This window comes from Kutzneria kofuensis, assembly GCF_014203355.1.
GTDB lineage: Bacteria > Actinomycetota > Actinomycetes > Mycobacteriales > Pseudonocardiaceae > Kutzneria > Kutzneria kofuensis.
The window spans coordinates 6,075,376-6,100,166 of sequence record NZ_JACHIR010000001.1 but is presented as its reverse complement, the minus strand read 5'-3'; the positions used below and the strand labels follow the sequence as shown (position 1 = coordinate 6,100,166).

Here is a 24,791-nt window from a genome sequence, read left to right as displayed (position 1 = left end):
CCCCCACACTTCAATCGAGAGGCAGAGACGCGTGAAGCTGGTCGTCACCGGCGGAGCTGGCTACGTCGGAAGCGTGAGCGCCGCGCGGCTGGTGGAGGCCGGCCACGAGGTTGTTGTGGTGGACGACCTGTCCACCGGGCACGCCGACGCCGTCCCCGAGGGGGTGCGCTTCGTCGAGGGCGACATCGCCGAGGTGGCCGGGCCGCTGCTGGCCGAGGGCTTCGACGGCGTGCTGCACTGCGCGGCCAAGTCGCTGGTCGGCGAGTCCATGCAGGACCCGGCCAAGTACTGGAACGGCAACGTGGTCACCTCCCTGCGGCTGCTGGAGGCGATGCGGGACAACGGCACCCAGCGGCTGGTGTTCTCCTCGACCGCCGCCACCTACGGCGAGCCCGAGCAGGTGCCGATCGTGGAGACCGCGCCGACCCGGCCCACCAACACCTACGGCGCCACCAAGCTGGCCATCGACTTCGCCATCACGTCCTTCGCCAACGCGCACGGCCTGGCCGGCGTGAGCCTGCGCTACTTCAACGTGGCCGGCGCGTACGGGGCGTACGGCGAGCGGCACACCGTCGAGACGCACCTGATCCCGATCGTGCTGCAGGTCGCCCTCGGCCGGCGGGAGAAGGTCCAGATGTACGGCGACGACTGGCCCACCGAGGACGGCACCTGCATCCGTGACTACATCCACGTGCTGGACCTGGCCGAGGCCCACCTGCTGGCCATGGAGAACGCCAAGCCCGGGCGGCACAGCATCTACAACCTGGGCAGCGGCTTCGGCTTCTCGGTCAAGCAGGTGATCGACACCTGCCGCCGGGTCACCGGGCACGAGATCCCGGCCGAGGTGGCGCCGCGGCGGGCCGGCGACCCCGCCGTGCTGGTCGCGTCCAGCGAGCGGGCCCGGCAGGAGCTGGGCTGGCAGCCCAAGCACGAGGACCTGGCGTCGATCGTCGGCGACGCGTGGGCGTTCGCCAGCGCCGGGCGGGGGGACTGAACCATGACCGACTTCACCGACCTGGACGCCGTGGCCAAGCTGCCGCGGATCGGATCGCTCGCGCTGTCCCCGGACGGCACGCGGCTGGTCGCCACCGTCGCCGAGCTCGCGCCGGACGGCAAGAGCTGGCAGTCCGCGCTGTGGGAGGTCGACCCGGCCGGCTCGCGCCCGGCGCGCCGCCTCACCCGGGCCGCCAAGGGCGAGTCGTCGCCCGTGTTCACGCCCGACGGCTCCGTGCTGTTCGTGACCTCCCGGACCGACGCCGAGTCCAAGCCCGGTGACGACAAGGAGTCCTCGGCGCTGTGGCTGCTGCCGCCGACCGGTGAGGCGCGGCAGGTCTACGCCCCGCGCGGTGGCGTCTCCGGCGTGTCCGTCGCCCGCGAGACCGGCACGCTCGTCGTCACCACCGCCGCGTTGCACGGCGTCGGCGTCGGCGACGAGGACAAGGAGCGCCGCAAGGCCCGTGAGGACGCCGGCGTGACCGCGATCCTGCATGAGGCCTACCCGATCCGGTTCTGGGACCACGACCTCGGGCCCGACAAGCCTCGGATCGTCGCCGCCCCCGCCATCACCGGCGAAGAACGCGTCACCGACGTCGTCGAGCTGACCCGGGACGTGCCGCACCCCGTGTCCGGCGCCGCCGTCAGCCCCGACGGCCAGTGGGTCGTCTACGTCGTCGACGAGGTGCTGTCCGCCGCCTACGGGGAGCGCAGCTTCCTGCGGGTCGTGCGCAGCGACGGCACCGGTGACCGCGAGCTCGCCGCCGACCGCAACCTCGGCGACGGTCCCGCCCACAGCTACTCGCACGCCGTGTGGCTGCCCGACTCCTCCGGCATCGTCGCCATCCGGGGCACCGAGTCCACCGAGCAGGAGTGCCCGCACTACGAGCTCGTGCTCATCACCCTGGCCGATGGCGCCGTTCGGCCGCTCATGCCCGACTTCCCCAACTGGGGCGAGGAGCCCGTCGTCTCCGCCGACGGGCAGGCCGTGTACTTCCTCAGCAACCTCTCCGGCCGGCGGCCCGTGTGGCGGCTCGAGCTGGCGTCCGGGGAGATCACCCGGCTCACCGGCGAGGGGCACTACAGCGAGCTCTGCGTCGCCGCCGACGGTTCCGCGCTCTATGCGCTGCGCGACTCCGTCGCCCACCCGCCCCAGCCCGTCCGGCTCGACCCCGTCGCCGCGGAGCAGGACCCCGACTTCCTGCCCGCCCCCGGCGTCATCGAGTCGCTTCCCGGCACCCTCACCGAGGTTTCCACCACCGTCGCCGACGGTCGCACCGTTCGGGCCTGGCTCGCCCTTCCCGACGGCGCCTCCGCCGGCTCCCCCGCCCCGCTCCTGCTCTGGGTCCACGGCGGTCCCATGATGAGCTGGAACGGCTGGTCGTGGCGGTGGAATCCGTGGCTCATGGTCGCTCGGGGCTACGCCGTCCTGCTGCCCGACCCCGCCCTGTCCACCGGCTACGGCCGGGACATGATCCAGGCCGGCTGGGGTTCATGGGGCGGCGCTCCGTACACGGATCTCATGGCCATCACCGACGTCACCGTCGAACGTCCCGAGATCGACGAGGGCCGCACCGCCGCCATGGGCGGTTCCTTCGGCGGCTACATGGCCAACTGGATCGCCACCCAGACCGAGCGCTTCGACGCCATCGTCACCCATGCTTCCCTGTGGAACCTGGATGCCTTCACCGGCACCACCGACGCGTCGTACTACTGGATGCGGGAGATGACCGATCCCCTGCGCTCCACCGAGCGCATCCTGGCCAACTCCCCCCACCTTCGGGTGTCCGACATCCGCACCCCCATGCTCGTCATCCACGGCGACAAGGACTACCGCGTCCCCATCGGCGAAGGCATCCGCCTGTACTTCGACCTGGTCCGCCACGGCGTGCCCGCCAAGTTCCTGTACTACCCCACCGAGAACCACTGGATCCTCACCCCCGGCAACGCCAAGGTCTGGTACGAGACGATCTTCGCTTTCCTGGCCGAACACGTCCTCGGCGAGAAGTGGGAACGCCCCGCCCTGGTCTGACCCACGCAACTCCCAGGCCCGCCGGCACACCGCCGGCGGGCCTTGCTGTTCAGGCGGCAGCGACCTTCGGCAAGCTTCGACCAGCCCCGCGTTCGTCTATGCCCGCAGCCACGACCGCCACCGCCGCAGCCACCCCTTCCCCAACCAGCAGCAGCGCTCTCCCTTGCCCGGCAACCATTTCCGTCCTTGCCCGGCAACCATTTCCGACCGTGGCCGGCGCACATTTCCGACCGCGGCGGGCGCGTGGCGGGCCGGCTAGTCCGCGCCGGGATCCCGCATCTCGGCGGCCCAGCGCGTGCGGATCAGCTCGGCGCTGCGACGGCACCAGTCCAAGTTCTCCTGCTCGAATCGCTTGCCGCGCAGGCAGGTCAGGTAGGGGCCGATGCGGTCGCCGGTGGCGAGGAAGGCCTCCTCGTCGAGGTCACCGCGGAGGGTGCGCAGCGTGCCGTCGAACAGTTCGACCTTGGCGGCGGCCTGCTGGGCCCGTTCCTCGAGCCGGGCGACGACGGCCGGAGCGCCGGTGCGGTCGACGGCGTGCACCTTGACGAGCAGGTCGTCCCGAATGACGGCGGGCTTGGCCTCGGCCTCGGCGAACCGGGTCAGTTCGGCCACCCCGGCCTCGGTGACGGTGTAGACGCGCTTGTTGGGCCGATCATGCTGGATGACGAGCCGCCCGTCGACCAGACCAGCCTGTTCCAGCTTGGTGAGCTCGGTGTACAGCTGCTGCGGCGAGGCGTACCAGAAGTTGGCCACTCCGGTGTCGAACACCTTGGCCAGTTGGTAGCCGCTGAACTCACCGCCGAGCAACACGGCAAGCACCGCATGCCGCAACGCCATCGTGCCGCCCTCCCGTCTCCCAACCCGCACGCATCCCCACCGCACCCGTTTCCCGGCACGCCCATCTCCGGCCGCAGCCATCTCCGGGCCATGCCCATGTCCCAGCCGCAGCCAGGCCACGCCCATACCCCAGCCGCAGCTGCCGCCAGGCCACGCCTACCTCCCGGTCGCAGCCGCCTCCAGGCGCAGCCCGCCGCCGGGCGTAGCCATCTCCGAGCCGCGCCGGTATCCCGGCACCCGTCTCCGAGCCGTGCCCATCCTCGGCCGTCCCGATCCTTGACCGAGAACCCCACCCTAGGCAAGACTGCGATTAGTCAATTTTATGACTAGCGCCGTCGCTCAGGGAGGCCAACCGTGTCCACCAGCCCAGCGGTCGAGACCCAGGCCGCCGACTCCTCGGCGGCAAGCACGCCGGCGGACCGGACGGTCGCCCGGCTGCGCGCGGCGGTCGAGCAGGGCGACCACGCCGCGATCGTCGCCCTGTTCCGCGACGACATCGTGTTCCACAGCCCCGTGAAGTTCCGCCCGTTCGAGGGCCTGGCCACGGTCGGCGCCCTGTTCGCGGTGCTGATGCGCACGTTCGAGGACTTCCGCTACGTCGGCGACCTGACCGGTGACCTGGAGGGCGACGCGGACTCGCGCGTGCTGGTGTTCCGCGCCCGGGTCGGCGACAAGCAGATCCACGGCGTCGACATGCTCCAGTTCGACGACGAGGGCAGGATCGCCACATTCACTGTGATGATCCGCCCGCAGTCGGCCGCAACGGCGCTCAGCGAGGCCGTGTTCGCCGGCCTCGTCGCCGACGGCGTCGTGCCCGCCGCGCAGTCAGGAGGTCAGCAGTGAAGCTCGGGTACCACACCGGGTACTGGTCGTCCGGCCCGCCGGCGGGCGTCGCCGAGGCCGTGATCGAGGCCGACCGCCTCGGTTTCGACTCGGTGTGGACGGCCGAGGCCTACGGCTCCGACGCGCTCACCCCGCTGGCCTGGTGGGGCGCGGCCACGAAGAACATCAAGCTGGCCACCAACATCATGCAGATGTCGGCCCGCACCCCGGCCGCCGCCGGCATGGCCGCGATCACCCTGGACCACCTGTCCGGCGGCCGCTTCGTGCTCGGCCTCGGCGCCTCCGGCCCCCAGGTCGTGGAGGGCTGGTACGGCCAGCCCTACCCGCGGCCGCTGGCCCGCACCCGCGAGTACATCGATGTCGTGCGCAAGGTCGTCGCCCGCGAGACCGTCGAGTACCAGGGCGAGTTCTTCCAGCTGCCCTATCCGGGCGGCGCCGGACTCGGCAAGCCGCTCAAGTCGACCGTGCACCCGCTGCGCACCGAGATCCCGATCTTCCTGGCGGCCGAGGGCCCGAAGAACGTGGCCCTGGCCGCCGAGATCGCCGACGGCTGGCTGCCGCTGTTCTACTCGCCCAAGGTCGACGGCTTCTTCCGGGCCGCGCTCGCCGAGGGCTTCGCCCGCCCCGGCGCCCGGCACACCCTCGACGACTTCGAGGTCGCCGCGAGCGTGCCGGTGCTGGTGCACGACGACGTGGAGCAGGCCGCGGACTTCATCCGCCCCATGCTCGCCCTCTACATCGGCGGCATGGGCGCGAAGGGCGCCAACTTCCACCGGGACGCCATCGCCCGACTCGGCTACGAGGCCGAATGCGATCGGATCCAGGACCTGTACCTGGCCGGCGACAAGAAGTCCGCGATCGCCGCCGTGCCCACCGGGATGGTCGAGGACCTGGCGCTGATCGGCCCCGCCGCCAAGATCCGCGACGAGCTGCCGGCCTGGGAGGAGACCGTGATCACCACCCTGCTGGTGCAGGGGGACGCGACCGCCGTGCGCAAGGTCGCCGAGTTGTTCTCCTGACGCACCACCACCTTTCTCACGAGTACCCGGGGCCCGTCCACATCGGACGGGCCCCGGTCCGTCTCGGCCCGTCGTCGCGATTCGGGGAAGGGATGACGGCGAGGGCCGAGCAGTCGGGCTGAGACCGTCGGCTGAACGGCCCGGCCCCAGCCCACCGGTCCGCCGACTCGGCACGGAGAGCAGCAGCAGCGACGGCGTTCCGGGCCTGGCCCGGCAGGCGGGGTTCGGACCCACCAGGCCAGGAAGACAACTCCAGTCACGCAAGCCCTTTCGACACCGGCGTCGAAGGGCTACCGGCGGTGGGGATCCCGCGCCCACTGATTCGCGGGATCCCCACCCATCCCGGACCGGCTGCGCCGACGAGGGGGTGGCCGGCGGCCACGGATCCGGGACTCGTCTGCCGGCTGACCAGGCCGGCAGAAGACATCACAGCGTCGAGTAGCGATCCGAGGACCACTCACCACGCTCTCCAGCGATCCCACGAGTTAGGTGGGAGCGGTGGCGGGGATCCCGCGTCAGCACTTCACGGGATCCCCGCCGGCCCGAACCGGACACACCGGCGAAGGGGCGCCGGTGGCCACAGGCTCGGGACCACATCTGCCGGCGGAGCAGACCGACAGACGGCATAACGGCCGTGACACGGTCGATCCGAGCACCACAGGTCCACGGCCGACTGGAACATCCAGCGGCAACCGATCCGCAAGTAGTCACCGTGACGGCTGGGCAACGGGTTCGATGCGCGCATCGCTCACCCCAAGCCGAACCCTCGCCATGACAAGGGACCGCGGCCGTCCGACTGTTGTGCTTGACCGGACGCGCTGCCGAAACGATCAGCGGCCGGTCGGCCAAGCCACCTCTGCCAGTGGGGGCGGGCAGAGAGTCCAGCGCCGGGGCTCGATCCGAGGGGTGCTCGCCGAGAGGTAAGGGGCCGGGACCCGTCTGGCGGGGACGGGTCCCGGCCGGCCCCGGGCCGTTCGCGGCGACCTGGCCGTGTGGTCGCGGGCGGACGCGGCTCGGGGCGGTGCCTGCCGGGGCGCGCGGCCGGCAGGCGGTCAGGGGGCTCAGGTGGACATGTCGGGCGCCTCCTCGGTGTCGTCGCCCTCGATGTCGATGTGGGCGTCCTCGGCGGCGTCGGCCAGGACCTGCCGGACCTGTTCGGCGGGGATTCCATAGGCGATGGCGCCGTAGAGGAGACCGGCGAGGTTGTGGCCGGGCAGGGCGGACCTCGCTTCCTCAAGGGCGACGTTGGCCATGGCGCCGTCGCCACGCAGGTACGCGCACGCGGCGAGGAGAACGGCGGCCTCCGACCGTTCGGGCGGGGGCAGACACCGGGTGAGTTCGAGCCAGACCTTCTCGGCGGCGGGGGCGACCTGACGGTCCAGTGCATAGCTGAGGCACACGTCCCGGACCCGGTAGTCGGACAGGGCCATGGCGAGGCGCACGAACTCCTCGTCGGTGCTGGGCATGGTGCCGGAGGCGATGGCGGCGCGAATCGTGGCGAGGTGTTGGACGCTGGTGGTGCGGTCGCCCCGGCTGGCGGTGTCGAGCAGGCCGCTGAGCCGGATCATGCGGACCGGATCGGGCGGTTCGAGCAGCCGGATCAGGTCGTCACGGCTGTCGAAGGTCACGTTGCCGGCCAGGGCCATCTCGGCCGCGAGCTCGCTGGCGGCGCTGTCCGGTACCTCGCCCTCGCAGTTCTCGTGCAGGTAGCAACGCCAGGGCACGCCGCCGGATACGGACGGCGTCCACAGGGCGTGCAGCACGGGCACCTTCATGCCCTCCAGGGCGGCGACCGCGCGCCGCATGAGGTCCTCGTGCCGAGGATCGGCTTTGTCGCACACCAGAAGGCACACGGCGGCGTCCGCGTCGTTCTGCCGTACGGGTCTGGTCACGCGTCCGACGAGTGAGCCGTACAACGGCGGCGGCACGAGGTCCATCCGCGCGGTGAGGCCGACCAGACCGTTCTTGACGGTGACCACGACGAACGAGTCCTTGGGGTGGAAACCCATCAGCGACGGGATCGCGGCGATGAGCGCGCCGGCGTCGGTGAGCGTGACGATTCGATCCGAGTCGGGCCGGTCCGACTCGGGCTGCGCCGGGTTGGGCTGGGCCGGGTTGGGGCGTGCGGCGGTGTCCATGCGGCCACATTGCTCGCGGGCGGGACGCGGTGGGAGCGGCGAAGATCGAGATGTGGACAACTCGGATTTTGTCCACAGGCCGGCGCTGGAGAGCTTTTCGGGCCGATTCGGCCGAGGGGGTGTGCTATACGCCCAGGTGTCCGGTGGACGGGCGGGATCGGTGCAGCTCAAGACCGGTGTCGACGAGGTCGACGCGGGCCAGCGCGGTCACCTCGGGTAACGGGACCCAGGCCGCCTTGTCGGTCGAGCCGTCGATCTCGTCCCGCAGTTCGCCGCCGACGATCCTGGCCTCGTAGACGATGCGCAGTGCGTGGAAATCCGTCTCGCCGCCGAACCTCCGGGCGTACCGCCGCCGCATGGTGTGCACGCCGAGCAGGCTCTGCACCTCCGCGCGGTAGCCGGTCTCCTCCGCGACCTCACGCCGCACCGCGTGGAACGGGTCCTCGCCGTGCTCGATGCCGCCGCCGGGCAGCGTCCACAGCTTGCCCTCCGGCCCGACCCAGCGGGCCAGCAGCACGGCGCCGTCCCGCACGCACACCGCGTACGCGGCCACCCTCAACCGCTCGTATGCCATTGCCGCCTCCCAGCCTCAACCCAGGGGTTGATACCGCATTCAACCCGGCTCCCACCTGCGGACCGACGAAATCCGCGCCGCTGGGGACGAGTCTTTGACCCGTGCCGGAGCGGCACGGGGAGATCGAGGAGAGAGCAAATGTCCACGCTGGTGTTGGTCCTGGTCGGCGCGCTGGTGGTGCTGCGGGTGCTCGGCAAGCAGCTGACGGGGTCGTTCGTCACCGCGAAGTCGCTGGCCCTGATGCCGGCCGTCCTGATCGTCATCGGGCTGGGCTCGGCGGCCGCCGCGATCACCGTCGCCCGGCCGAGTGAGATCCTGTTCTTCCTGGTCGACGCCGTGGTCGTAGTGCTACTGGGCATGGCTCGCGGCGCCACCACGCGGCTCAGCATGCGTGACGGCGGGCTGTTCCAGAAGGGCACGGCGCTGACGATCGTGCTGTGGCTGACCACGATCGCGGTGCGCGTCGGCGCCGGCTTCCTCGGCCATGCGCTCGGCGTCGAGGGAGCGTTGACCGCGGCCACCGCGCTGCTGCTGTTCGGCGTCACCATCGCCGCCCAGAATGCGGTGATCTACTTCCGGGCGCAGCAGCAGCGGCTGCCGCTCGCGGCGACCGCGCCCCGCCGCTAGAACCTGCGATGATGACGACCATGTTCGACGATCAGGGCTTCGTACCCCGGGACCGGAGGTACGGGGCCCTGTCGGCGGTCCGGCTGCTGCCGTCGGTGTTCGCGCTGACGCTGTTCCTGCCCCAGAAGTGGGTGCTGGGCGGCACGCCCGTCCTGCCGGAACACCTGCCGTGGCTGATCGTGCTGGCCCTGGTCGTCGTCGCCGGCAACGTGCTGTTGCTGCCGTTCTCCTGGTCGCCGATGGTGCCGCAGGTCGGTCTGCTCACCGTCACGCTGGCCTCGTGCGGCATCCTGCTCCTGCACCCGAACGGCGTGGTGTACGCATTGCCGTTCTGGACGGCGCGGTTGGCGGTCCGCTATCGCGGGCCGCTGAGCTACGTCGTGATAGGACTGTCCATGGTCGGCGCGGGGCTTCCGCAGCTGCTCAAGGACTTCCAGTGGCTGGCCGGGCTGGGCATCGCGCTCGGTGTGCTGGCGCTGGTGCTCCTCACGGCCAACCGCCAGGGCCGTGAGGAGCGGCTGGAGCAGGCGGAGCTGCTGGTGGCGCGGCGGCAGCAGGTGGTGGAGGAACACGCCCGCGCGGCGGCCTTGGCGGAACGGGCGCGGATCGCACGCGAGGTGCACGACGTGCTGGCGCACTCGCTGGCCGGCCTGTCCCTGACGCTGCAGGGCACGCGTCTGATGCTGCAGCGGGACAACGCGTCGCAGGAGGTCATCGACCAGGTGACCAAGGCGCAGAAACTGGCTGCGGACGGTCTCGCGGAGGCACGGCGGGCCGTCGCGGCGCTGCGTGAGGACAAGGTGCCGGACGCACGCGCGATCGCCGACCTCGTCACGGCGTTCCGGCTGGAGTCGGGCGCGACCGCGGAGCTTATCGTCAACGGGGAGCCGCGCGACCTGCCGGCGGAGGCGGCGTCGGCGCTGTACCGCACGGCGCAGGAGGCGCTCACCAACGCGCGCAAGCACGCGCCGGGGGCGCCGGTGAACGCGGTGCTGGACTTCGAGGACGGCCGCACGGTGCTGACCGTCACCGATCACCCGGGGAAGCCGCCCGCGCACGTCACCAGCGGCGGATACGGTCTGTTGGGGATGCGGGAGCGAGCCGAGCTGATCGGCGGAGAACTGGAGACGGGGCCGATGGAGGACGGGTGGCGGGTGCGTCTGGTGGTGCCGGCGTGAGTGATCTGCGGGTGGTGCTCGCCGACGACCAGACGGTGGTCCGCGAGGGGCTGGTGACACTGCTGCGGCTGCTGCCGGGCGTGGAAGTCGTGGGGGCGGCGGCGGACGGGGAGCAGGCGGTCGCGCTGGTGGCGGAGCACCGGCCGGACGTGCTGCTGGTGGATCTGCGGATGCCCAGGTGCGACGGGGTGGAAGCCACGCGGCGGGTGAGGGCTGAGTACCCGCAGACCGAGGTGGTCGTGCTGACGACGTACACCGACGACGACAGCGTGTTGTCGGCGTTGCGGGCGGGGGCAAGGGGGTTCCTGACCAAGGACGCGGACGCGGAGGCGATCGCCAGGGCGCTGCACGCCGCGGCGGCGGGACAGTCCACGTTGGACGGCGAGGTGCAGCGCAGGCTGGTGGAAGCGGCGGCGGGCGGGGCACAGCCGAGCAGGCCGACCGCGGAGCCGGCGGACGGGCTGACGCCGCGGGAGATCGATGTGCTGAGGCTGATCGCGGCGGGAATGTCGAACACGGAGATCGCCCGCAAGCTGGTGGTAAGCGAGGCGACGGTGAAGACGCATGTGAACCACCTGTTCGCGAAGGCCAACCTCCGTGACCGGGCGCAGGCGGTGGCGTACGCGTACAAGACGGGCCTGGTGACGGACTGAGTGGACATCGAGGCGTTCATCGCGGCCCTGCCGAAGGCCGAACTGCACGTGCACCTCGTGGGAGCGGCATCGGTGGACACGGTGCTGGAGCTGGCGCGCCGTCATCCCCTGACCCAGGTGCCGAAGGACCGCGACGAACTGGCGCGGTACTACGAGTTCACGGACTTCCCGCACTTCATCAACGTCTACAGTGCGGTGAACAAGCTGGTGACCACGCCCGAGGACGTGCAGACAATGCTGCTCGGCATCGCGCGCGACCTGGCGGCGAACAACGTCCGGTACGCCGAGCTCACGGTGTCGGCGGTCGCGCACTTCCGGCACGGCATCGGCCCGGACGCGCTGTCCGAGGCGCTGGTGGCCGGCCGGAAGAAGGCTCTCGCCGAGCACGGCGTGGAGCTGGCGTGGATCTTCGACGTGCCGATGCCGTCGGACCACCGCGAGGGCTACAGCACCCTGGAGTACGTGCTCGACCAGTGGCCGGAGGGCACAGTGGGCCTCGGGCTGGCCGGGCTGGAGGCGCCGTACCCCCGCAAGAGCTTCACGGCGGCGTTCCAGGAGGCGAAAGCCGCCGGGCTGCGCAGCCTGCCGCACGCGGGTGAGACGACGGGCCCCGAGGAGATCTGGGCGGCCCTGCGGGATCTCGGTGCGGAGCGCATCGGGCACGGCGTCAGCGCGACCAGCGACGCGAAGCTCCTCAAGCACCTGGCGGAGACCGGAATCCCGCTGGAGGTGTCGCTGACGTCGAACGTCTGCACCAAGGCGGTGCCGTCGCTGGCCGAGCACCCGCTGCCGCGGCTGCTGGACGCCGGCGTGACGGTCACGCTGAACACCGACGACCCGGGCATGTTCGGCACCGACCTCAACCGCGAGTACCTGCTGTGCCACGAGGTGTTCGGGCTCGGCCGGTCCGAACTGGCGGACCTGGCGCGCAACGCGGCGCGAGCGGCGTTCTGCTCGGAGCAGACGAGGTCACGCCTGCTCGAGGGCATCGATGCGGTCGAGCGCGCGGCGTCCGAGCAGTAGCAGGCCGGCCAGCAGCACTACGGCGGCGACGGCGGCCAGCCAGGACCACCGCTGGTACGCCTCGCTCGCGCCGTAGCCGACGGCCACCCACACCAGGCCCCACGTCGCCGCGGACGGCAGGTTCCACGGCAGGAACCGCCGGTACGGCAGGCCGGCAGCGGCGGCGAACCGCGGCGTGAGCGTCCGCGCCCCGACCACCCACTGCCCGACCAGCACCGCGGAGCCGCCGAACCGGCCCAGCACGGCCCGCGCCCGCTGTCCCTTGGCGCTGGTGAGCCAGCGACTGCTGAGTGCCCCGGGCCGGTAGCGGCCGGCGGCGAAGGACAGGTTGCTGCCCACCAGCGCCGCCACCATGCCCACGGCGAGCGCCACCGACAGCGGGACCACGCCGCTGTCGGCGACGACACCGAGCGTCAGCAGGGCGCTGGAGCCGGGCAGCACAACGCCGATGACCAGGGCCGCCTCGGCGACCACGAGCAGGCCGATCGCCAGCACGAACAGCGGGCCGGGCAGGCCGACGAGCAGGTCAGCCAGCATCGTCGCCCATGGTCGGCCGCCGGCAGACGTAGCTGATCGCGGGCGGCACGTTGGCCCACACCACCCGGGACACGATCACCTCGTCGAAGCTGCGGTCCAGCAGCGCGCGGAACCGCCGCGCCTGCTTCATGCCCAGCGCGTGCACGTACGCGAACGTGGTGAACGCGCCCGCGGGCGTCAGCACCGCGCCGACCTGGCGCAGGATGGCGCGCTGCAGGTCCTCCGGGAACAACGCCCACGGCAGGCCGCTGATCACGGCGTCGACCTGCTCGACACCGCGGTCGGCGAGCAGCTTGCCCAGCTCGGACGCGTCGCCGTGGACCACGTCCAGCCGCGGGTAAGTGGACCGCAGGTGCTCGACCAGCGTGCCGTCGAGCTCCACGGCCAGGTGCCGGCCGCCCGCCGGGATCCGGCGCTGCACGGCCTTCGTCGCCGATCCAGTGCCCGGCCCCAGCTCGACCACGGTGGGCGCGCCGGTGCTGGGCACGACCGTGGCCAGGAGGCCGGCGAGCGCGGGTCCGCTGGGGGCGATCGCGCCGACTGCGGCCGGTTGGCGGCGAACGGCCCCGAGGAAGACCCGGAGGTCATGGAACGGCTGCGTCATGCCGACCATGGTGCCCGGTCCCGCGCTGTGCTCGCGTCAAACCCCGGTCTCGCGTCCGCGCCGCTGAGATCATCCTCAGGGTTGACCCACGGAAAACCGGTCGCCAGACGCCGGCCCTGTGATCCAGATTGGCCGCATGACCGAACTGGGAACAGTGCTGGTGACGGGCGTCGGGCGCACGATCGGGATCGGCGCGACGGTGGCCGCTGACCTGGCAGAAGCCGGCTGGGACGTCGCGATCAGCCACTGGCGTCCCTACGACGAGAAGATGCCGTGGGGGGCGGATCAGGACGCACAGCGAGAACTGACCGATCGGATGACGGCCGCGGGTGCGCGGTCGGCGGTGATCGAGGCCGACCTGAGCGATCCGGCCGCCCCGGCCCGGCTGTTCGACGAGGTCGAACGCGAGCTGGGCGTCGTCACCGCCCTGGTCATGTGCCACTGCGAGTCGGTCGACTCGGGGTTGCTCGACAGTTCAGTTGAGAGTTTCGACCTCCATTTCGCGGTCAACGCCAGGGCGACCTGGCTGCTGATCAAGGAGTACGGGCAGCGCTTCCGCGGCCCGCACGGCACCGGCCGGATCCTCGCCTTCACCAGCGATCACACCGCCGGCAACATGCCCTACGGGGCCAGCAAGGGCGCGCTCGACCGGATCACGCTCGCCGCGACCCACGAGCTCGCGCACCTGGGCGTGGCGGCCAACGTGATCAACCCGGGGCCGGTGGACACGGGCTGGATGACGCCGAAACAGCTGAGCGACGTCGAGCAGGTCACCCCGCTCAACCGGGTCGGCACCCCACAGGACTGTGCGAACCTCGTGACGTTCCTGTGCTCGCCGAAGGGCGGCTGGATCAACGGCCAACTGCTCTACAGCAACGGCGGCTTCAAGTAGACAGATAGCGCGAGAACCAGTCGCTGAACGCCTCGTCCACGCGGCGGGCGTCCTCGTTCTGCGGGGCCGGCTCGATGCCCGGCTCCGCGGCGAGGGCGTGCTCCATGCCGGGAATGTCGATCAGTTCAGCATTGGACACGGTAGCGAGCCGGCCGAGCGGCTCGCGGAACTCGGGCTCGTCCTCCTCGCCGCGGACGAGCAGCAAGGCCAGATCCGGATGCCGCTTGCGGAGCTCATCGGCGCGTGCGACGAAGTCCATCCGCGCCGCGACGGCTCGCGACTCATCGGTCCACGGATAGGGCCTGCCGAACCACTTCGCCACGCCGTCGGTGACGCGTTCCAGCTGCACCACCGGATTCACCAGCGCCGCGGCGATCACGTCGACGTCCTGCTCGGTGAGGACCTGCAACGCCACGGCGCCACCCGCTGAGCCACCGAACAGTCCGAGCGGTCCATCGGTCCCCAACTGTGACCGCAGCTGGCCCAACGCGGCCGGGAACTCACCGGACGCGGTGCTGACGATCGGGTCGATCAGCTTGAGCACGTAGTCCTCGGCGGCGCGGCGGGTCACCTCCCGCTGCTCGCCGTACTCGGGCAGTCGCAAGTAGACCCGCCAGGCCGGCACAGCGGCCATCGGCAGCGCGGCTGCCATCGCCGCCTCGCTGCGCGGCGGATCCATCAGGTGCCAGCCGACCACCAGCGGCGTGGCGTCGGTCGGCCGTTCCGGCGGGCGGGCGAGGAACGGCACTCCGGCGGCGGTCCCTCGGATCATTTCGTCCATGGGCCCACCCTCGCAGAGGGGTCTGACAATTCCGGCCCGGGCGCTTCCTGAGAGCATCGTGAAATGTCTCTGTCGGTTCCCGGTCGACGGGGATGGACGACGTCCGCACCCCGTTTGACCAGGCATGAGACGTCTTCCAGCCACGCTGGCTCTGCTCGCGGCGACCGTCGCGGTGGGCACCGCGCTGCTGGCGTCGACCCCGGCCACGGCGACGCTCGCCGCCGAGCGCGAGACGATGCCGCCGCCCACGACCACCACAACCACGACAACAGCGCCGACAACCACCACCACTACGACGACAACCCCGACCGTGCCGCCGGAGACGATCGGCGAGCTGGTGGACAAGGCCGTCAACAGCGTCGTCCCGGGTACCCGCGTCAGTGTGCTGGCCGTCGACACCGACAGCGACCAGCCCGTCGCCAGCTACGACGCGACCACCCCGATGTACACCGCGTCCGTGGTGAAGCTGCTGATCGCCATCGACGTGCTGCACAGCCAGAACTGGGCGCCGGACGACGCGACCGCCGCCACGCTGGAGCAGATGATCTCCTACAGCGACGACGACATCGCCGACGACCTGTGGGACGAGGACGGCGGCAACTCGATCGTACCGCGGATGGCCTCGCTGATCGGCCTCACCGGCACGCAGCCGCCGGACGACCCGACGCAGTGGGGCGAGGCGACGATGTCCGCGCAGGACGTCGTCAAGACGTACCAGTTCATCCAGGACGACATCCCCGCGCCGGCGCAGGACGTGCTGATGACCGGCATGACCAAGGCGGCCGCGACCGCTGCAGACGGATTCCAGCAGTACTTCGGCATCCCGAACGGCCTGCCGGGCAGCTCGTGGGCGATCAAGCAGGGCTGGATGCTGCTCATGTCGACGACGGTCCTCGACACCACCGGCATGGTCGGCCTCGGCCCGACGATGCCCTACGCCGTGGCCATCATGACCGAGTTGCCGGCCGGAACGTCCTGGACGGCCGGTACGAATGCGGTCACTGCTGGCGCTGCCGCACTCAAGGCCGCCTTCGTTCGCTGATGAGGTCCGCCGTCGTGACGCCCGACAGCGCACCGCGCAGCGTTGGAGCCGCCTGCACGAGCTGCTGTGTGTACGGATGTTGCGGCTCGCGGTAAACCCGTTCCACATCACCGATTTCCACCAGCTCGCCCGACCGCAGCACGGCCACGGTGTCGCAGACGTGCCGGATCACCGACAGGTCGTGGGAGACGAAAACGAGAGTCAACGCGAACTGGTCGACCAGGTCCGCCAACAGGTTCAAGATCTGCGCCCGCACGGAGACGTCCAGCGCGCTCACGGGTTCGTCGGCCACCAGGACGCGAGGCTGCGGCGCCAGGGCGCGGGCCAGCGAGATGCGTTGCCGCTGTCCACCGGAGAACTGGTGCGGGAACCGCTGACCGACGTCCGCCGGCAACCCGACGGCTTCCAGCAACTCGGCAACACGCTTGTCCCGCCCCGGGATCCGTTGTGCCATCAGGGGTTCGGCGATGATGTCCCGCACCCGCATCCGCGGGTCGAGCGAGCCCATCGGGTCCTGGAACACGACTTGGAGGTCGCGCCGCAGGAACGACAGCTGCCGCTCGGACCGGCCGTTCACACGCTGGCCGTCGAACGTCACCGTGCCGGCGGTCGGCTGGTCGAGGCCGGCAATCAGCCTGACCAGCGTCGACTTCCCGGAGCCGGATTCGCCGACGATGCCGAACCGCCGGCCCGATTCGATCTCGAACGACACGTCCCGCAGCGCGTCCACCTCGGCCCGCGGCCCGAACGCCGAGGTCCGCGACCGGCGGTAGACGCGGCCCAGGTTCTCCACCTTGATCATTCGTCGCCTCCGACCGGGTGCCAGCAGGCGTGTCCATGTTCCGGTTCGCCGAACCAGGGTGGCTGCACGCGGCACTGGTCGTCGGCGCGCGGGCAGCGGTTTCGGAACACGCACCCGCTGGGGAACTGGCCGGCGGCCGGCACGGAGCCGGCGATGGCGTGCAGGCGGCCGTGCATGTCGACAGCCTCCAAATCGGAGGCGTCGAGCAAACCCTTGGTATACCGGTGTTTCGGTGCGGTCAGCACCTCGGCGACCGGACCGGACTCGACGATCCGGCCGCCGTACATCACCAGCACGCGCTCGCAAACAGTTGCCACCACGGCGAGATCGTGCGTGATGAACAGCAGCGCGGCGCCTCTTTCCTTGGCTCCCTTGACAATCAGGTCGAGTAGCTGCGCTTGCACCGTGACGTCCAGCGCGGTGGTAGGCTCGTCGCAGATCAGCACATCCGGGTCATTGGCGAGAGCGATGGCCAACAGCACGCGTTGCCGTTGCCCGCCGGAAAGTTGGTGCGGATAGGCCCTTCCCAGTTCAGCGACATCCCGCAGGCGCACCTGCTCCAGCAACCGTAGGGCATCCCGGTGCGCGGCGGCGCGATCCCTTGCCGTGCGGTGGATCAACCGGGCTTCCGCGACCTGGTCGATGACCCGCATCGAGGGATTCAACGCGGTCATGGGCTCCTGGAACACCATGGCCAACCGAGATCCACGTAGCGTGGAAAGGAGGCTTTCCGGTGCTCCGACAAGGTTTTCGCGCACGCCATCGAGCCGGACCGAGCCCGCCGCACTGACGTCGTCCGGCAGCAGACCGAACACCGCCGACGCCGTCAGCGACTTACCCGAGCCCGACTCGCCTATCAGCCCGACCCGTTCCCCACCGCCGACCGTGAAGGAGACGTCACTGACCAGAGGCAGTTCGCCGAACGCGACGTTGAGACCGTCAACCTTGAGCACGCCGGCCCTCCAACCTCGGGTCGAAGCGATCGCGCAGGCCGTCGCCCAGCAGAGTGAAGCCCAACACCGCGACGGCGATCGCCACGCCCGGCACGATCAGCAGCCTCGGTTGCACGGCGAGGAGTTCCTGCGACTCCTGCAGCATGCGACCCCAGGACGGTGTCGGCGGCTGCGTCCCGAGACCGAGGTAGGACAGGGCGGCCTCGGCCAGCACGGCGATGCCGAACGACACCGAGCACTGCACGATGATCAGCCCGGCGATGTTCGGCAGCACGTGCCGCACGGAGATCGCCAGGCCGGTGCGGCCGGCGGAGCGGGCGGCGAGCACGTATTCCGTGTTCAGCACCTGCAACGCGGAGCCGCGGGCGAGGCGGGCGAACGACGGCACGGTGGCGATGCCGATGGCGATCATGGCGGTCAGCGTGCTGGCCCCGAACGCGGCGCCGAACATGATCGCCAGCAGCAGCGCCGGGAACGCGAGCACGATGTCGTTGGCCCGCAACACGATCTCGCCGAGCCACCGGGGTCCGGTCGCCGCGAACACACCGAGCGGGGTGCCGATGATCGCGGCGACGCCGACCGCGACAACGCCGACGTACAGCGTGGTCCGCGCGCCGACCATGAGCTGGCTGACGAGGTCACGACCGAACCGGTCCGTGCCGAGCCAGTGGGCGCCGCTCGGGCCTTGCAGCCGCAGCGCCGCGTCGACCTGGGTCGGGTCGAACGGCGTCCACAGAAAGGAGATCAGCGCCGCGAGCACGATCAGCCCGACCAGCACGGCCCCGATCACGAGGTTCCTCACCGCGCCCTCCGCAGCCTCGGGTCGACAACGGTGTAGAGCACGTCGACGAGGAGGTTGACCACCAGCACCGCCGCCACCAGCACCATCACCACGTCCTGCACGACGATCAGGTCGCGGCTGCCGACGGCATCGAGCAGCATGCTGCCCAGTCCGGGGATGACAAACACCCGCTCCACGACCACGGCGCCGATGAGCAGCGTCGCCAGTTGCAGGCCGAGCACCGTCACCACGGGCACGGCCGCGTTGCGAAGCCCGTGCCGGATCAGGGCTTGCGCCGGTCGAAGGCCCTTCGCCCTCGCAGTACGGAGGTAGTCCTCACGGAGAACGTCGAGCACCGCCGAGCGCACGTACCGGGTCAGCACCGCTGCCTGTACGAGCCCGAGCGACAGTGCCGGCAGCACCAGGCCTTTCAGGAAAGCCACCGGATCCGCGTCCGGCGGCGTCCAACCACCAGAAGGGAGGATCCGTAGCGACACAGCGAAGATCTCGACGAGCACGATGCCGGCCAGGAAAGCGGGAATCGCCGCGCCGAGCTGGCTGAGGCCGGACACGACCGTGCCGGATGCCCTGCGGTGCCTGGCGGCCGCGAGCGTGCCGAGCGGGACGGCGACGATCACCGCCACCACGGTGGCCGCGCCGACCAGCCACAGCGTGACCTCGAACCGGTCGACCAGCTGCGGGCCGATCGCGTCGCCGGTGACGTAGGAACGCCCGAAGTTCCCAGTGAACAGGCCGCCGATCCAGTCGGCGTACTGCACCGGCAGGGGCCGGTCGATGCCGAAGGCGTGCCGGGTCTGCGCCAGGAGTTCCGGGGTGGCGTTGACGCCCAGCGCGACCTGTGCGGGATCGCCCGGCAGGACCGCCATGAACGCGAAGACGACGATGGAGGCGATTGCCAATGTGAGCAGGAAGATGCCGGTCCTGCGGAGTACCACCATCAGGCCCTCCCCAGTGCCGACAGGTCGAACGCCTCGCCCACCTGGTTGGGCGGCAGGCCGGTGATGCCCTTCTTGGCGACGATCAGGTTGGGCAGCAGGAACAGCCAGTCGGCGGCCGCGTCGGCGTTGATCGTCCGCGCCACCTGCTTCATGTCGGCGATCTGCTGCTCGGGCGTGCCGGTGTCGGCCTCGGCCAGCAGCTGCGTGACGGTCGGGTTGCTGTAGCCCCAGTAGTACTTGGGGTTCCCGAAGGTCACGATGTCGCGGGCCTCGACGTGGGCGACGATCGACATGTCGAAGTCGTGGCCGGTGAACACCTGTTTCAGCCAGACCGCGGGGAAGTCCAGTTCCTCGATGCTCACCGTCACGCCGATCGCGGCGAGCTGGGAGCGGATCACCTGGGCCGAGTCGACAGCATAGGGCAGGTTCGGGATGCGTAGCCGGAGGGTGAGGTGCTGCTGGCCGGCGTCGGCCAGGAGTTGCTTCGCCTTGGCCGGATCGTAGGGATACACCGTGGACAGGTCCTCGTACCAGGGGTCCGAGGGCGGGACCATGCTGCCGATCAGCAGGCCCTTGCCCGCCCACGCGGTGTCCAGCAGGGCCTTGCGGTCGATCCCGAACGTCAGCGCCTGCCGGACCCGCTTGTCGTTCAGCGGCGCCTTGGCGTTGTTGAACGACAGGACCACCTCGGCGGTGGTCGTGCCCTGGATCGTGGTGAACCGCTCGTCGCTGGCGAACTGGGCCAGGGAGTCGGGCGCCTGCACGGAGCTGATCACGTCGATCCCGTTGCTGAGCAAGGCGTTGTTCAGGGCGGTCGGGTCCTGGAAGTACTTCAGGACGACCCGGCCGTAGGCCGGTTTCGGGCCCCAGTAGCCGGGATTGGCCTTGAGCACGAGGGAATCGCCGCGGTTGAAGCGGTCGAGCTGGTACGGGCCGGTGCCTACGGGGGTGGTGGCGAGGTCGCGCACGCCGTTCGGCGCGAACATCGCGCCGACGCGGCTGGCCATCGTGAACAGCCAGCCGTTGCTGGGCTGCTTCAGCACCACCCGCGCGTGTCTCGGGTCGACGGCCTCGACGTGGTCGACCACGGTCATCGCGGACTTCAGCGAGATGGTCCAGTCGGTGCGGACGCGGTCGATGCTGAACTTGACCGTGTCGGCGGTGAACGGCTCGCCGTCGGTGAACGTCACGCCCGGGCGGAGCTGAAAGTCGTAGGTGCGGCGATCCGGGCTGACCGTCCAGGACGTGGCCAGCTGGGGCACGATCGCGCCGTTCGCGTCGAGGTGAACCAGGCCCTGGTAGACGTTGTCGAGCAGGGCCTGCGGGATCGCGGCGCCGTCGGTACGGGTGAAGTCCAGGTTGGCGGGCGCGGCGGAGAAGCCGATGGTGATCGAGTCGGCGCTCGGCGACGAGTAGGCGGTCGAGCCCGCCGAGCAGCCGGCGAGGGCGGCGACCAGCGTCAGGGCGAGCAGCGCGCGGAGCACGGTGATCACCCTAGCCAGGGCGACGCGCGGTGTCCCGCTATGTGGGCGGTGTGCCTGGTTCTCGCCGGCTGTGTGGCTGCGGTCGCGCCGTGCGGGGCGCTATGCCGTCCTCGCGCGTGACTGGCCGAGATCCGTGCTCTCGCGGATCTGGAGGGTGTGGCGGGCGGTGATCTCGCGGGGCGGCGCGTCCAGGCCGTTGACGCGTTCCAGCAGCATGGTGACCGCCGCCTCGGCGATCTGTGCCTTGTCGGGGGCGACGGTGGTGAGGGTCGGCGTGCTGAACCGGCCGTCCTCGATGTCGTCGACGCCGACGATCGCGACGTCCTCGGGCACGCGCAACCCTGCCGCGAGCAGGGTGCGCAGGGCGCCCAGGGCCAGCAGGTCGTTGAAGCAGAACACGGCGTCCGGCGGTTCGGCCAGGGACAGCAGCAGGCGCATCGCGGCGGCGCCGTCGGGCCGGTGGTACGACTCGGCCGGCACCACCAGCTCGGGGTCGAACTCGATGCCGGCGGCGGCCAGCGCGTCCCGGTAGCCCTGCAGCCTGACGTTGGCGGTGCCGGCGGCGGACACGTGCTGGTCGCCGATGGCGGCGATGCGCCGCCGGCCGAGGCTCAGCAGGTGCTCGGTGGCCTCGCGGGCGGCGGTCACGTTGTCGATCGCGACCAGGTCGGCGGTGCCGGGCCCGACCTGCTCCCCCAGCAGCACCAGCGGCAGGTCGGCGCGCATCGCCGCCAGGTACTCGGCGTCCAGGGCGAGGGGGCTGATGATCAGGCCGTCGATGGTCCGTGACCGGGCCGCGGAGGAGGTGAGCCGCTCACGGTCACCGCGGCCGCCGGTCTGGTCGATGAGCACCGACCAGGATTCCCGCTCGGCGGCCCCGATGACCTCCTCGGCCAGTTCGGCGAAATACGGGATGCCCAGCTCCGGCAGGGCCAGGCCGATGATGCCGGACCGGCCGTAGCGCAGGTGCCGGGCGGTCAGGTTGGGGCGGTAGCCGAGCTGGTCGATGGCCTCGCGGACGCGGCTGCGGGTGGCCTCGCTGACGTGCCGGTAGTCGTTGACCACGTTGGAGACGGTTTTCACCGAGACCCCGGCCAGTCTGGCCACGTCCTTCAGGCTGGCGCCCACCCGCACCTCCTCGCACCGAGGTCATCTTCCCTGTGCCCGACTGTACGGCTACCCTCGTCAGGGGCGGGTTTACAACGTTGCAAACCGAGGAGGCCGCCCGTGGACCGTCGCACGTTCATCCTGGCCGGCACGGCGCTGGCGACAGCGGCCTGCTCGGGGCCGGCGGGCCTGGCCTACTGGGACCTGTTCAGCGGCGGCGACGGCAGCCGCATGATGGACATGGTCGGGGCGATCGGCACCCGGCTCGACGCGGTCACGCTGGCCTGGGGCACGCCGTACTACACGAAGCTGGCCATGGCGGCGGCCGGCGGTCGCGCCCCGGACCTGGCGATCCTGCACCTGTCCCGGTTGCCCGGCTTCGCGCCGATGGGCCTGCTCGACCCGTTCGACGACGACCTGCTCGCGGCGCACGGCCTCACCCAGGACCGCTTCCCACCGGCGGTCTGGAACCGTGCGCGCTCCGACGGCCGGACCTACGCCGTGCCGCTGGACACGCATCCACTGGTGCTCTTCTACAACACGGAACTGTGCGGCAAGGCCGGCCTGCTGGAAAACGGCCGCCTGAGGCCGATCCGCGGCCCCGAGCAGCTGTTGGCGGCGTTCGACAAGGCCGGGCTCGCGCTCGCGGCGGCGCGGGACGTGAACCCGTGGCGGCTGTTCTGGACGCTGTACCGCCAGCAGAACGGCCAGGGCCTGCTCGACGACGCCAAGGCGCTGACGGCCCTGCGATTACTCGGGAAGATCGGCGCCACCACGAGATTCACCGACAACAACGCGGCGGTCGCGTTGTTCGGCAGCGGCCAGGCCGGATTCTTCTGGAACGGTGAATGGGAGCTGCCGACCTTCCAGACCCAGCACACGCCGTTCGACGTGGCCCCGTTCCCGCAGGTCTACGACCGGCCGGCGGTGCACGCCGACTCGCATGCGTTCGTGCTGCCGCACCAGCGAAGCAGGGATCCGCAGCTAACGGCGCAAACGATTTCCGCCGTGGCCGAGCTCATCGGCCAGAGCCTGACCTGGGCCCGTGGCGGCCACATCCCGGCCTATCAGCCGGTCGCCGCCTCGCAGGCGTACCTCAAGCTGTTACCGCAGGCCAATTACCGGTCAGCGGCGGCGGAGGTCGAACTGGATCCGCCGGTGTGGTTCGCCGGAGCGGCGTCGGACCTGCAGAGCGCAGCCGGCGCGACGATCGGGGCCGTGTTGGGCGGCACGAAGTCGCCCGAGGTGGCGCTGGGTGAACTCAAGGCGACCTTGGTACGCCTCCGGAACACGCCGAAGCCGGCATGAAACGGTCGGGGTTCTGGTTCGTGGCGCCGTTCCTGGTGCTCTACGTCGCCTTCCTGGTCGTGCCGATGCTGGTCGGCCTGGGCGCGAGCGTCACCGACCAGGGCATCACCGGCCACGCCAAGTTCGTCGGCGGGGCCAACTACCTGGAGCTGTTCCGGGACCCGGCCGTGTGGAGCTCGCTGTGGCACACACTGATCTTCACGGTGACCAGCACGCCGGCGATCGTGCTCGTCGGGCTGGGCATGGCGTTGCTGGCCAACCGCGCGGTGCCGGAGCGCTGGCTGTACCGGCTGGCGTTCTTCGCGCCGTACCTGCTGCCGGTGTCCGTGGTGGTGCTGATCTGGAACTGGCTCTACCAGCCCGGTTTCGGCCTGATCAACGACCTGCTGACCCGACTGGGACTGGGTGAGGTCGGCTGGCTGTCCACCGACGGCATGGCGATGACCTCGATCGTGATCACCACGGTGTGGTGGACCGCCGGCTTCGGATTCCTGCTCTATCTGGCGGCGCTGCAGGAGATCCCCCGGCAGCTCTATGAAGCCTCGGCGCTGGACGGTGCGACGCCGTTGCAGCAGCTGCGCCGGATCACCATGCCGCTGCTGTCCCGCACCCACCAACTGGTGATCGTGCTGCAGATCCTGGCGTCGCTGAAGGTGTTCGACCAGATCTACCTGCTCAGCGGCCAGGGCGGCATCCCGGGCGTGCGCAGCATCGTGCAGTACATCTACGAGAGCGGCTTCACCCGGTTCCGCGTCGGATACGCCTCGGCGATCTCGTATGTGTTCTTCGCGCTGATCGCTGTGATCGCGCTGGTGCACTTCCGGCTCACGGCGGAGAAGCGATGAGGGCACTGGCCGCCGTGCTGGCGGTGATCTGGCTGGTGCCGCTGGCGTGGACGCTGGACACGGCGTTGAAGCCGGAGTCGGAGACCACGCGGATCCCGGTGAGCTGGTTCGTGCCGGGCATGAGCCTGGACGCGTTCGGGCGGGTGTTCGGCGACGGGGAGGTGCTGGCCTGGCTCGGCAACAGCCTGCTGGTCGGCGTCGCCGTCACGGTGCTGACCGTCGCCGTGACCAGCCTGGCCGCCTTCGGCCTGTCCCGGACCCGGTTCCGCGGCCGCTCGTTCGTGCTGGCGCTACTGGTCGCCGGCGTCGTGGTGCCGCCGCAGGTGCTGATCGTGCCGCTGTTCGCCGAGATGGTGGGCCTCGGGATCGCCGACACGTACTGGGCGCTGGTGCTGCCGCAGGTGGTGTTGCCGGCGATGGTGTACGTGTTGAAGAAGTTCTTCGACGGTGTGCCCAGGGAGCTGGAGGAGGCGGCGGTGATCGACGGCGCGGGACGGCTGCGGGTGTACTGGAGCCTGATGCTGCCGCTGGCCCGGCCGGCGCTGGCCGCCGTCGCCATCTTCACCTTCGTCACCACGTGGAACAACTTCCTGTGGCCGTTCGTGGCCGTCAGCGACCCGCATCTGATGACCTTCCCGGTGGGGCTGGCGACCGTGCAGAGTTCCTACGGAGTCCGGTACGCCCAGGTGCTGGCCGCCGCACTGCTGGGCGGGCTGCCGTTGGTGGCCCTGTTCCTGGCGTTCCAGCGGCAGCTGGTGACCGCGATCAAAGGATGAGAA

Annotated in this window: 25 protein-coding genes; 13 read left to right on the top strand and 12 right to left on the bottom strand. The window is 70.6% G+C overall.

Annotated elements, in window-relative coordinates; genetic code table 11:
- Nucleotides 1-31: 31 nt before the first annotated feature.
- Nucleotides 32-994, top strand: coding sequence for a UDP-glucose 4-epimerase GalE (gene galE, locus BJ998_RS28245; RefSeq protein ID WP_184866397.1), 963 nt, complete (start codon nucleotides 32-34; stop codon nucleotides 992-994).
- A gap of 3 nt (nucleotides 995-997) precedes the next feature.
- The gene (locus tag BJ998_RS28240; protein ID WP_184866396.1) at nucleotides 998-3,025 is read left to right on the top strand and encodes a S9 family peptidase; all 2,028 of its coding nucleotides are present in this window, start codon (nucleotides 998-1,000) and stop codon (nucleotides 3,023-3,025) included.
- A 255-nt stretch (nucleotides 3,026-3,280) separates the two neighbouring features.
- Here BJ998_RS28240 and BJ998_RS28235 read toward each other — a convergent pair whose 3' ends face one another.
- On the bottom strand, nucleotides 3,281-3,892 hold the full coding sequence (locus BJ998_RS28235; protein ID WP_312890372.1) for a PadR family transcriptional regulator: 612 nt from the start codon (nucleotides 3,890-3,892) through the stop codon (nucleotides 3,281-3,283).
- A gap of 324 nt (nucleotides 3,893-4,216) precedes the next feature.
- Between BJ998_RS28235 and BJ998_RS28230 the strand changes: the two genes are divergently transcribed.
- Both BJ998_RS28230 and BJ998_RS28225 read left to right on the top strand, forming a co-directional pair.
- On the top strand, nucleotides 4,217-4,705 hold the full coding sequence (locus BJ998_RS28230) for a nuclear transport factor 2 family protein (RefSeq protein ID WP_184866395.1): 489 nt from the start codon (nucleotides 4,217-4,219) through the stop codon (nucleotides 4,703-4,705).
- A complete protein-coding gene (locus tag BJ998_RS28225; RefSeq protein WP_184866394.1) occupies nucleotides 4,702-5,724 on the top strand; it encodes an LLM class F420-dependent oxidoreductase in 1,023 nt (340 codons plus the stop codon). The genes BJ998_RS28230 and BJ998_RS28225 overlap by 4 nt, the downstream gene beginning before the upstream one ends.
- Before the next feature lie 1,061 nt (nucleotides 5,725-6,785).
- Here BJ998_RS28225 and BJ998_RS28220 read toward each other — a convergent pair.
- Nucleotides 6,786-7,862 (bottom strand): DUF4192 domain-containing protein, encoded by a 1,077-nt coding sequence (locus tag BJ998_RS28220; protein ID WP_184866393.1) that lies wholly within the window; start codon nucleotides 7,860-7,862, stop codon nucleotides 6,786-6,788.
- 124 nt (nucleotides 7,863-7,986) lie between these two features.
- Nucleotides 7,987-8,436 (bottom strand): NUDIX domain-containing protein, encoded by a 450-nt coding sequence (locus tag BJ998_RS28215; RefSeq protein ID WP_184866392.1) that lies wholly within the window; start codon nucleotides 8,434-8,436, stop codon nucleotides 7,987-7,989.
- A 138-nt stretch (nucleotides 8,437-8,574) separates the two neighbouring features.
- On the opposite strand from BJ998_RS28215, the gene BJ998_RS28210 reads away from it, so the two are divergent.
- Genes BJ998_RS28210 through add form a run of 4 tightly spaced genes read left to right on the top strand, consistent with a single transcriptional unit; the run spans nucleotide 8,575 to nucleotide 11,917 of the window.
- Nucleotides 8,575-9,063, top strand: coding sequence for a hypothetical protein (locus BJ998_RS28210; RefSeq protein WP_184866391.1), 489 nt, complete (start codon nucleotides 8,575-8,577; stop codon nucleotides 9,061-9,063).
- 20 nt (nucleotides 9,064-9,083) lie between these two features.
- Nucleotides 9,084-10,241 carry a sensor histidine kinase gene (locus BJ998_RS28205; protein WP_246488673.1) on the top strand — a complete coding sequence of 386 codons (1,158 nt, stop codon included), beginning with the start codon at nucleotides 9,084-9,086 and terminating at the stop codon, nucleotides 10,239-10,241.
- The gene (locus BJ998_RS28200) at nucleotides 10,238-10,894 is read left to right on the top strand and encodes a response regulator (RefSeq protein WP_312890370.1); all 657 of its coding nucleotides are present in this window, start codon (nucleotides 10,238-10,240) and stop codon (nucleotides 10,892-10,894) included. The genes BJ998_RS28205 and BJ998_RS28200 overlap by 4 nt, the downstream gene beginning before the upstream one ends.
- Nucleotides 10,895-11,917 (top strand): adenosine deaminase, encoded by a 1,023-nt coding sequence (gene add, locus BJ998_RS28195; RefSeq protein WP_184866389.1) that lies wholly within the window; start codon nucleotides 10,895-10,897, stop codon nucleotides 11,915-11,917.
- Here add and BJ998_RS28190 read toward each other — a convergent pair.
- Both BJ998_RS28190 and BJ998_RS28185 read right to left on the bottom strand, forming a co-directional pair.
- Nucleotides 11,864-12,454, bottom strand: a complete 591-nt coding sequence (locus tag BJ998_RS28190) for a DedA family protein (protein WP_184866388.1) — start codon at nucleotides 12,452-12,454, stop codon at nucleotides 11,864-11,866. The genes add and BJ998_RS28190 overlap by 54 nt on opposite strands.
- Nucleotides 12,444-13,058 carry a class I SAM-dependent methyltransferase gene (locus BJ998_RS28185; protein WP_246488672.1) on the bottom strand — a complete coding sequence of 205 codons (615 nt, stop codon included), beginning with the start codon at nucleotides 13,056-13,058 and terminating at the stop codon, nucleotides 12,444-12,446. Before BJ998_RS28185 ends, BJ998_RS28190 begins: the two co-directional genes overlap by 11 nt.
- A 136-nt stretch (nucleotides 13,059-13,194) precedes the next feature.
- On the opposite strand from BJ998_RS28185, the gene BJ998_RS28180 reads away from it, so the two are divergent.
- Nucleotides 13,195-13,950 carry an SDR family oxidoreductase gene (locus tag BJ998_RS28180; protein ID WP_184866386.1) on the top strand — a complete coding sequence of 252 codons (756 nt, stop codon included), beginning with the start codon at nucleotides 13,195-13,197 and terminating at the stop codon, nucleotides 13,948-13,950.
- Here BJ998_RS28180 and BJ998_RS28175 read toward each other — a convergent pair.
- Complete coding sequence (locus BJ998_RS28175; protein WP_184866385.1) at nucleotides 13,943-14,731, bottom strand: alpha/beta hydrolase family protein; 789 nt, start codon at nucleotides 14,729-14,731, stop codon at nucleotides 13,943-13,945. The two genes, BJ998_RS28180 and BJ998_RS28175, sit on opposite strands and share 8 nt — an antisense overlap.
- Before the next feature lie 124 nt (nucleotides 14,732-14,855).
- On the opposite strand from BJ998_RS28175, the gene BJ998_RS28170 reads away from it, so the two are divergent.
- Nucleotides 14,856-15,773, top strand: coding sequence for a serine hydrolase (locus BJ998_RS28170; RefSeq protein ID WP_184866384.1), 918 nt, complete (start codon nucleotides 14,856-14,858; stop codon nucleotides 15,771-15,773).
- On the opposite strand, the gene BJ998_RS28165 is transcribed toward BJ998_RS28170, so the two are convergent.
- The 6 genes from BJ998_RS28165 to BJ998_RS28140 form a co-directional block, all read right to left on the bottom strand.
- Nucleotides 15,751-16,575, bottom strand: a complete 825-nt coding sequence (locus BJ998_RS28165; RefSeq protein ID WP_184866383.1) for an ATP-binding cassette domain-containing protein — start codon at nucleotides 16,573-16,575, stop codon at nucleotides 15,751-15,753. The two genes, BJ998_RS28170 and BJ998_RS28165, sit on opposite strands and share 23 nt — an antisense overlap.
- Nucleotides 16,572-17,528, bottom strand: coding sequence for an ABC transporter ATP-binding protein (locus tag BJ998_RS28160; protein WP_184866382.1), 957 nt, complete (start codon nucleotides 17,526-17,528; stop codon nucleotides 16,572-16,574). Before BJ998_RS28160 ends, BJ998_RS28165 begins: the two co-directional genes overlap by 4 nt.
- On the bottom strand, nucleotides 17,515-18,330 hold the full coding sequence (locus tag BJ998_RS28155) for an ABC transporter permease (RefSeq protein ID WP_184866381.1): 816 nt from the start codon (nucleotides 18,328-18,330) through the stop codon (nucleotides 17,515-17,517). Before BJ998_RS28155 ends, BJ998_RS28160 begins: the two co-directional genes overlap by 14 nt.
- Complete coding sequence (locus BJ998_RS28150; protein WP_184866380.1) at nucleotides 18,327-19,268, bottom strand: ABC transporter permease; 942 nt, start codon at nucleotides 19,266-19,268, stop codon at nucleotides 18,327-18,329. The genes BJ998_RS28155 and BJ998_RS28150 overlap by 4 nt, the downstream gene beginning before the upstream one ends.
- The gene (locus BJ998_RS28145) at nucleotides 19,268-20,758 is read right to left on the bottom strand and encodes an ABC transporter substrate-binding protein (RefSeq protein ID WP_312890575.1); all 1,491 of its coding nucleotides are present in this window, start codon (nucleotides 20,756-20,758) and stop codon (nucleotides 19,268-19,270) included. Before BJ998_RS28145 ends, BJ998_RS28150 begins: the two co-directional genes overlap by 1 nt.
- A gap of 93 nt (nucleotides 20,759-20,851) precedes the next feature.
- Nucleotides 20,852-21,880, bottom strand: a complete 1,029-nt coding sequence (locus BJ998_RS28140; protein ID WP_184866379.1) for a LacI family DNA-binding transcriptional regulator — start codon at nucleotides 21,878-21,880, stop codon at nucleotides 20,852-20,854.
- A gap of 99 nt (nucleotides 21,881-21,979) precedes the next feature.
- Here BJ998_RS28140 and BJ998_RS28135 point away from each other — a divergent pair, with 99 nt between their 5' ends.
- From BJ998_RS28135 to BJ998_RS28125, 3 genes are read left to right on the top strand one after another with little or no spacing between them, the layout of a single operon-like run.
- Nucleotides 21,980-23,167, top strand: a complete 1,188-nt coding sequence (locus BJ998_RS28135) for an extracellular solute-binding protein (protein ID WP_184866378.1) — start codon at nucleotides 21,980-21,982, stop codon at nucleotides 23,165-23,167.
- The gene (locus tag BJ998_RS28130; protein ID WP_184866377.1) at nucleotides 23,164-24,012 is read left to right on the top strand and encodes a carbohydrate ABC transporter permease; all 849 of its coding nucleotides are present in this window, start codon (nucleotides 23,164-23,166) and stop codon (nucleotides 24,010-24,012) included. Before BJ998_RS28135 ends, BJ998_RS28130 begins: the two co-directional genes overlap by 4 nt.
- Nucleotides 24,009-24,788, top strand: coding sequence for a carbohydrate ABC transporter permease (locus BJ998_RS28125; protein ID WP_184866376.1), 780 nt, complete (start codon nucleotides 24,009-24,011; stop codon nucleotides 24,786-24,788). Before BJ998_RS28130 ends, BJ998_RS28125 begins: the two co-directional genes overlap by 4 nt.
- Nucleotides 24,789-24,791: the final 3 nt, after the last annotated feature.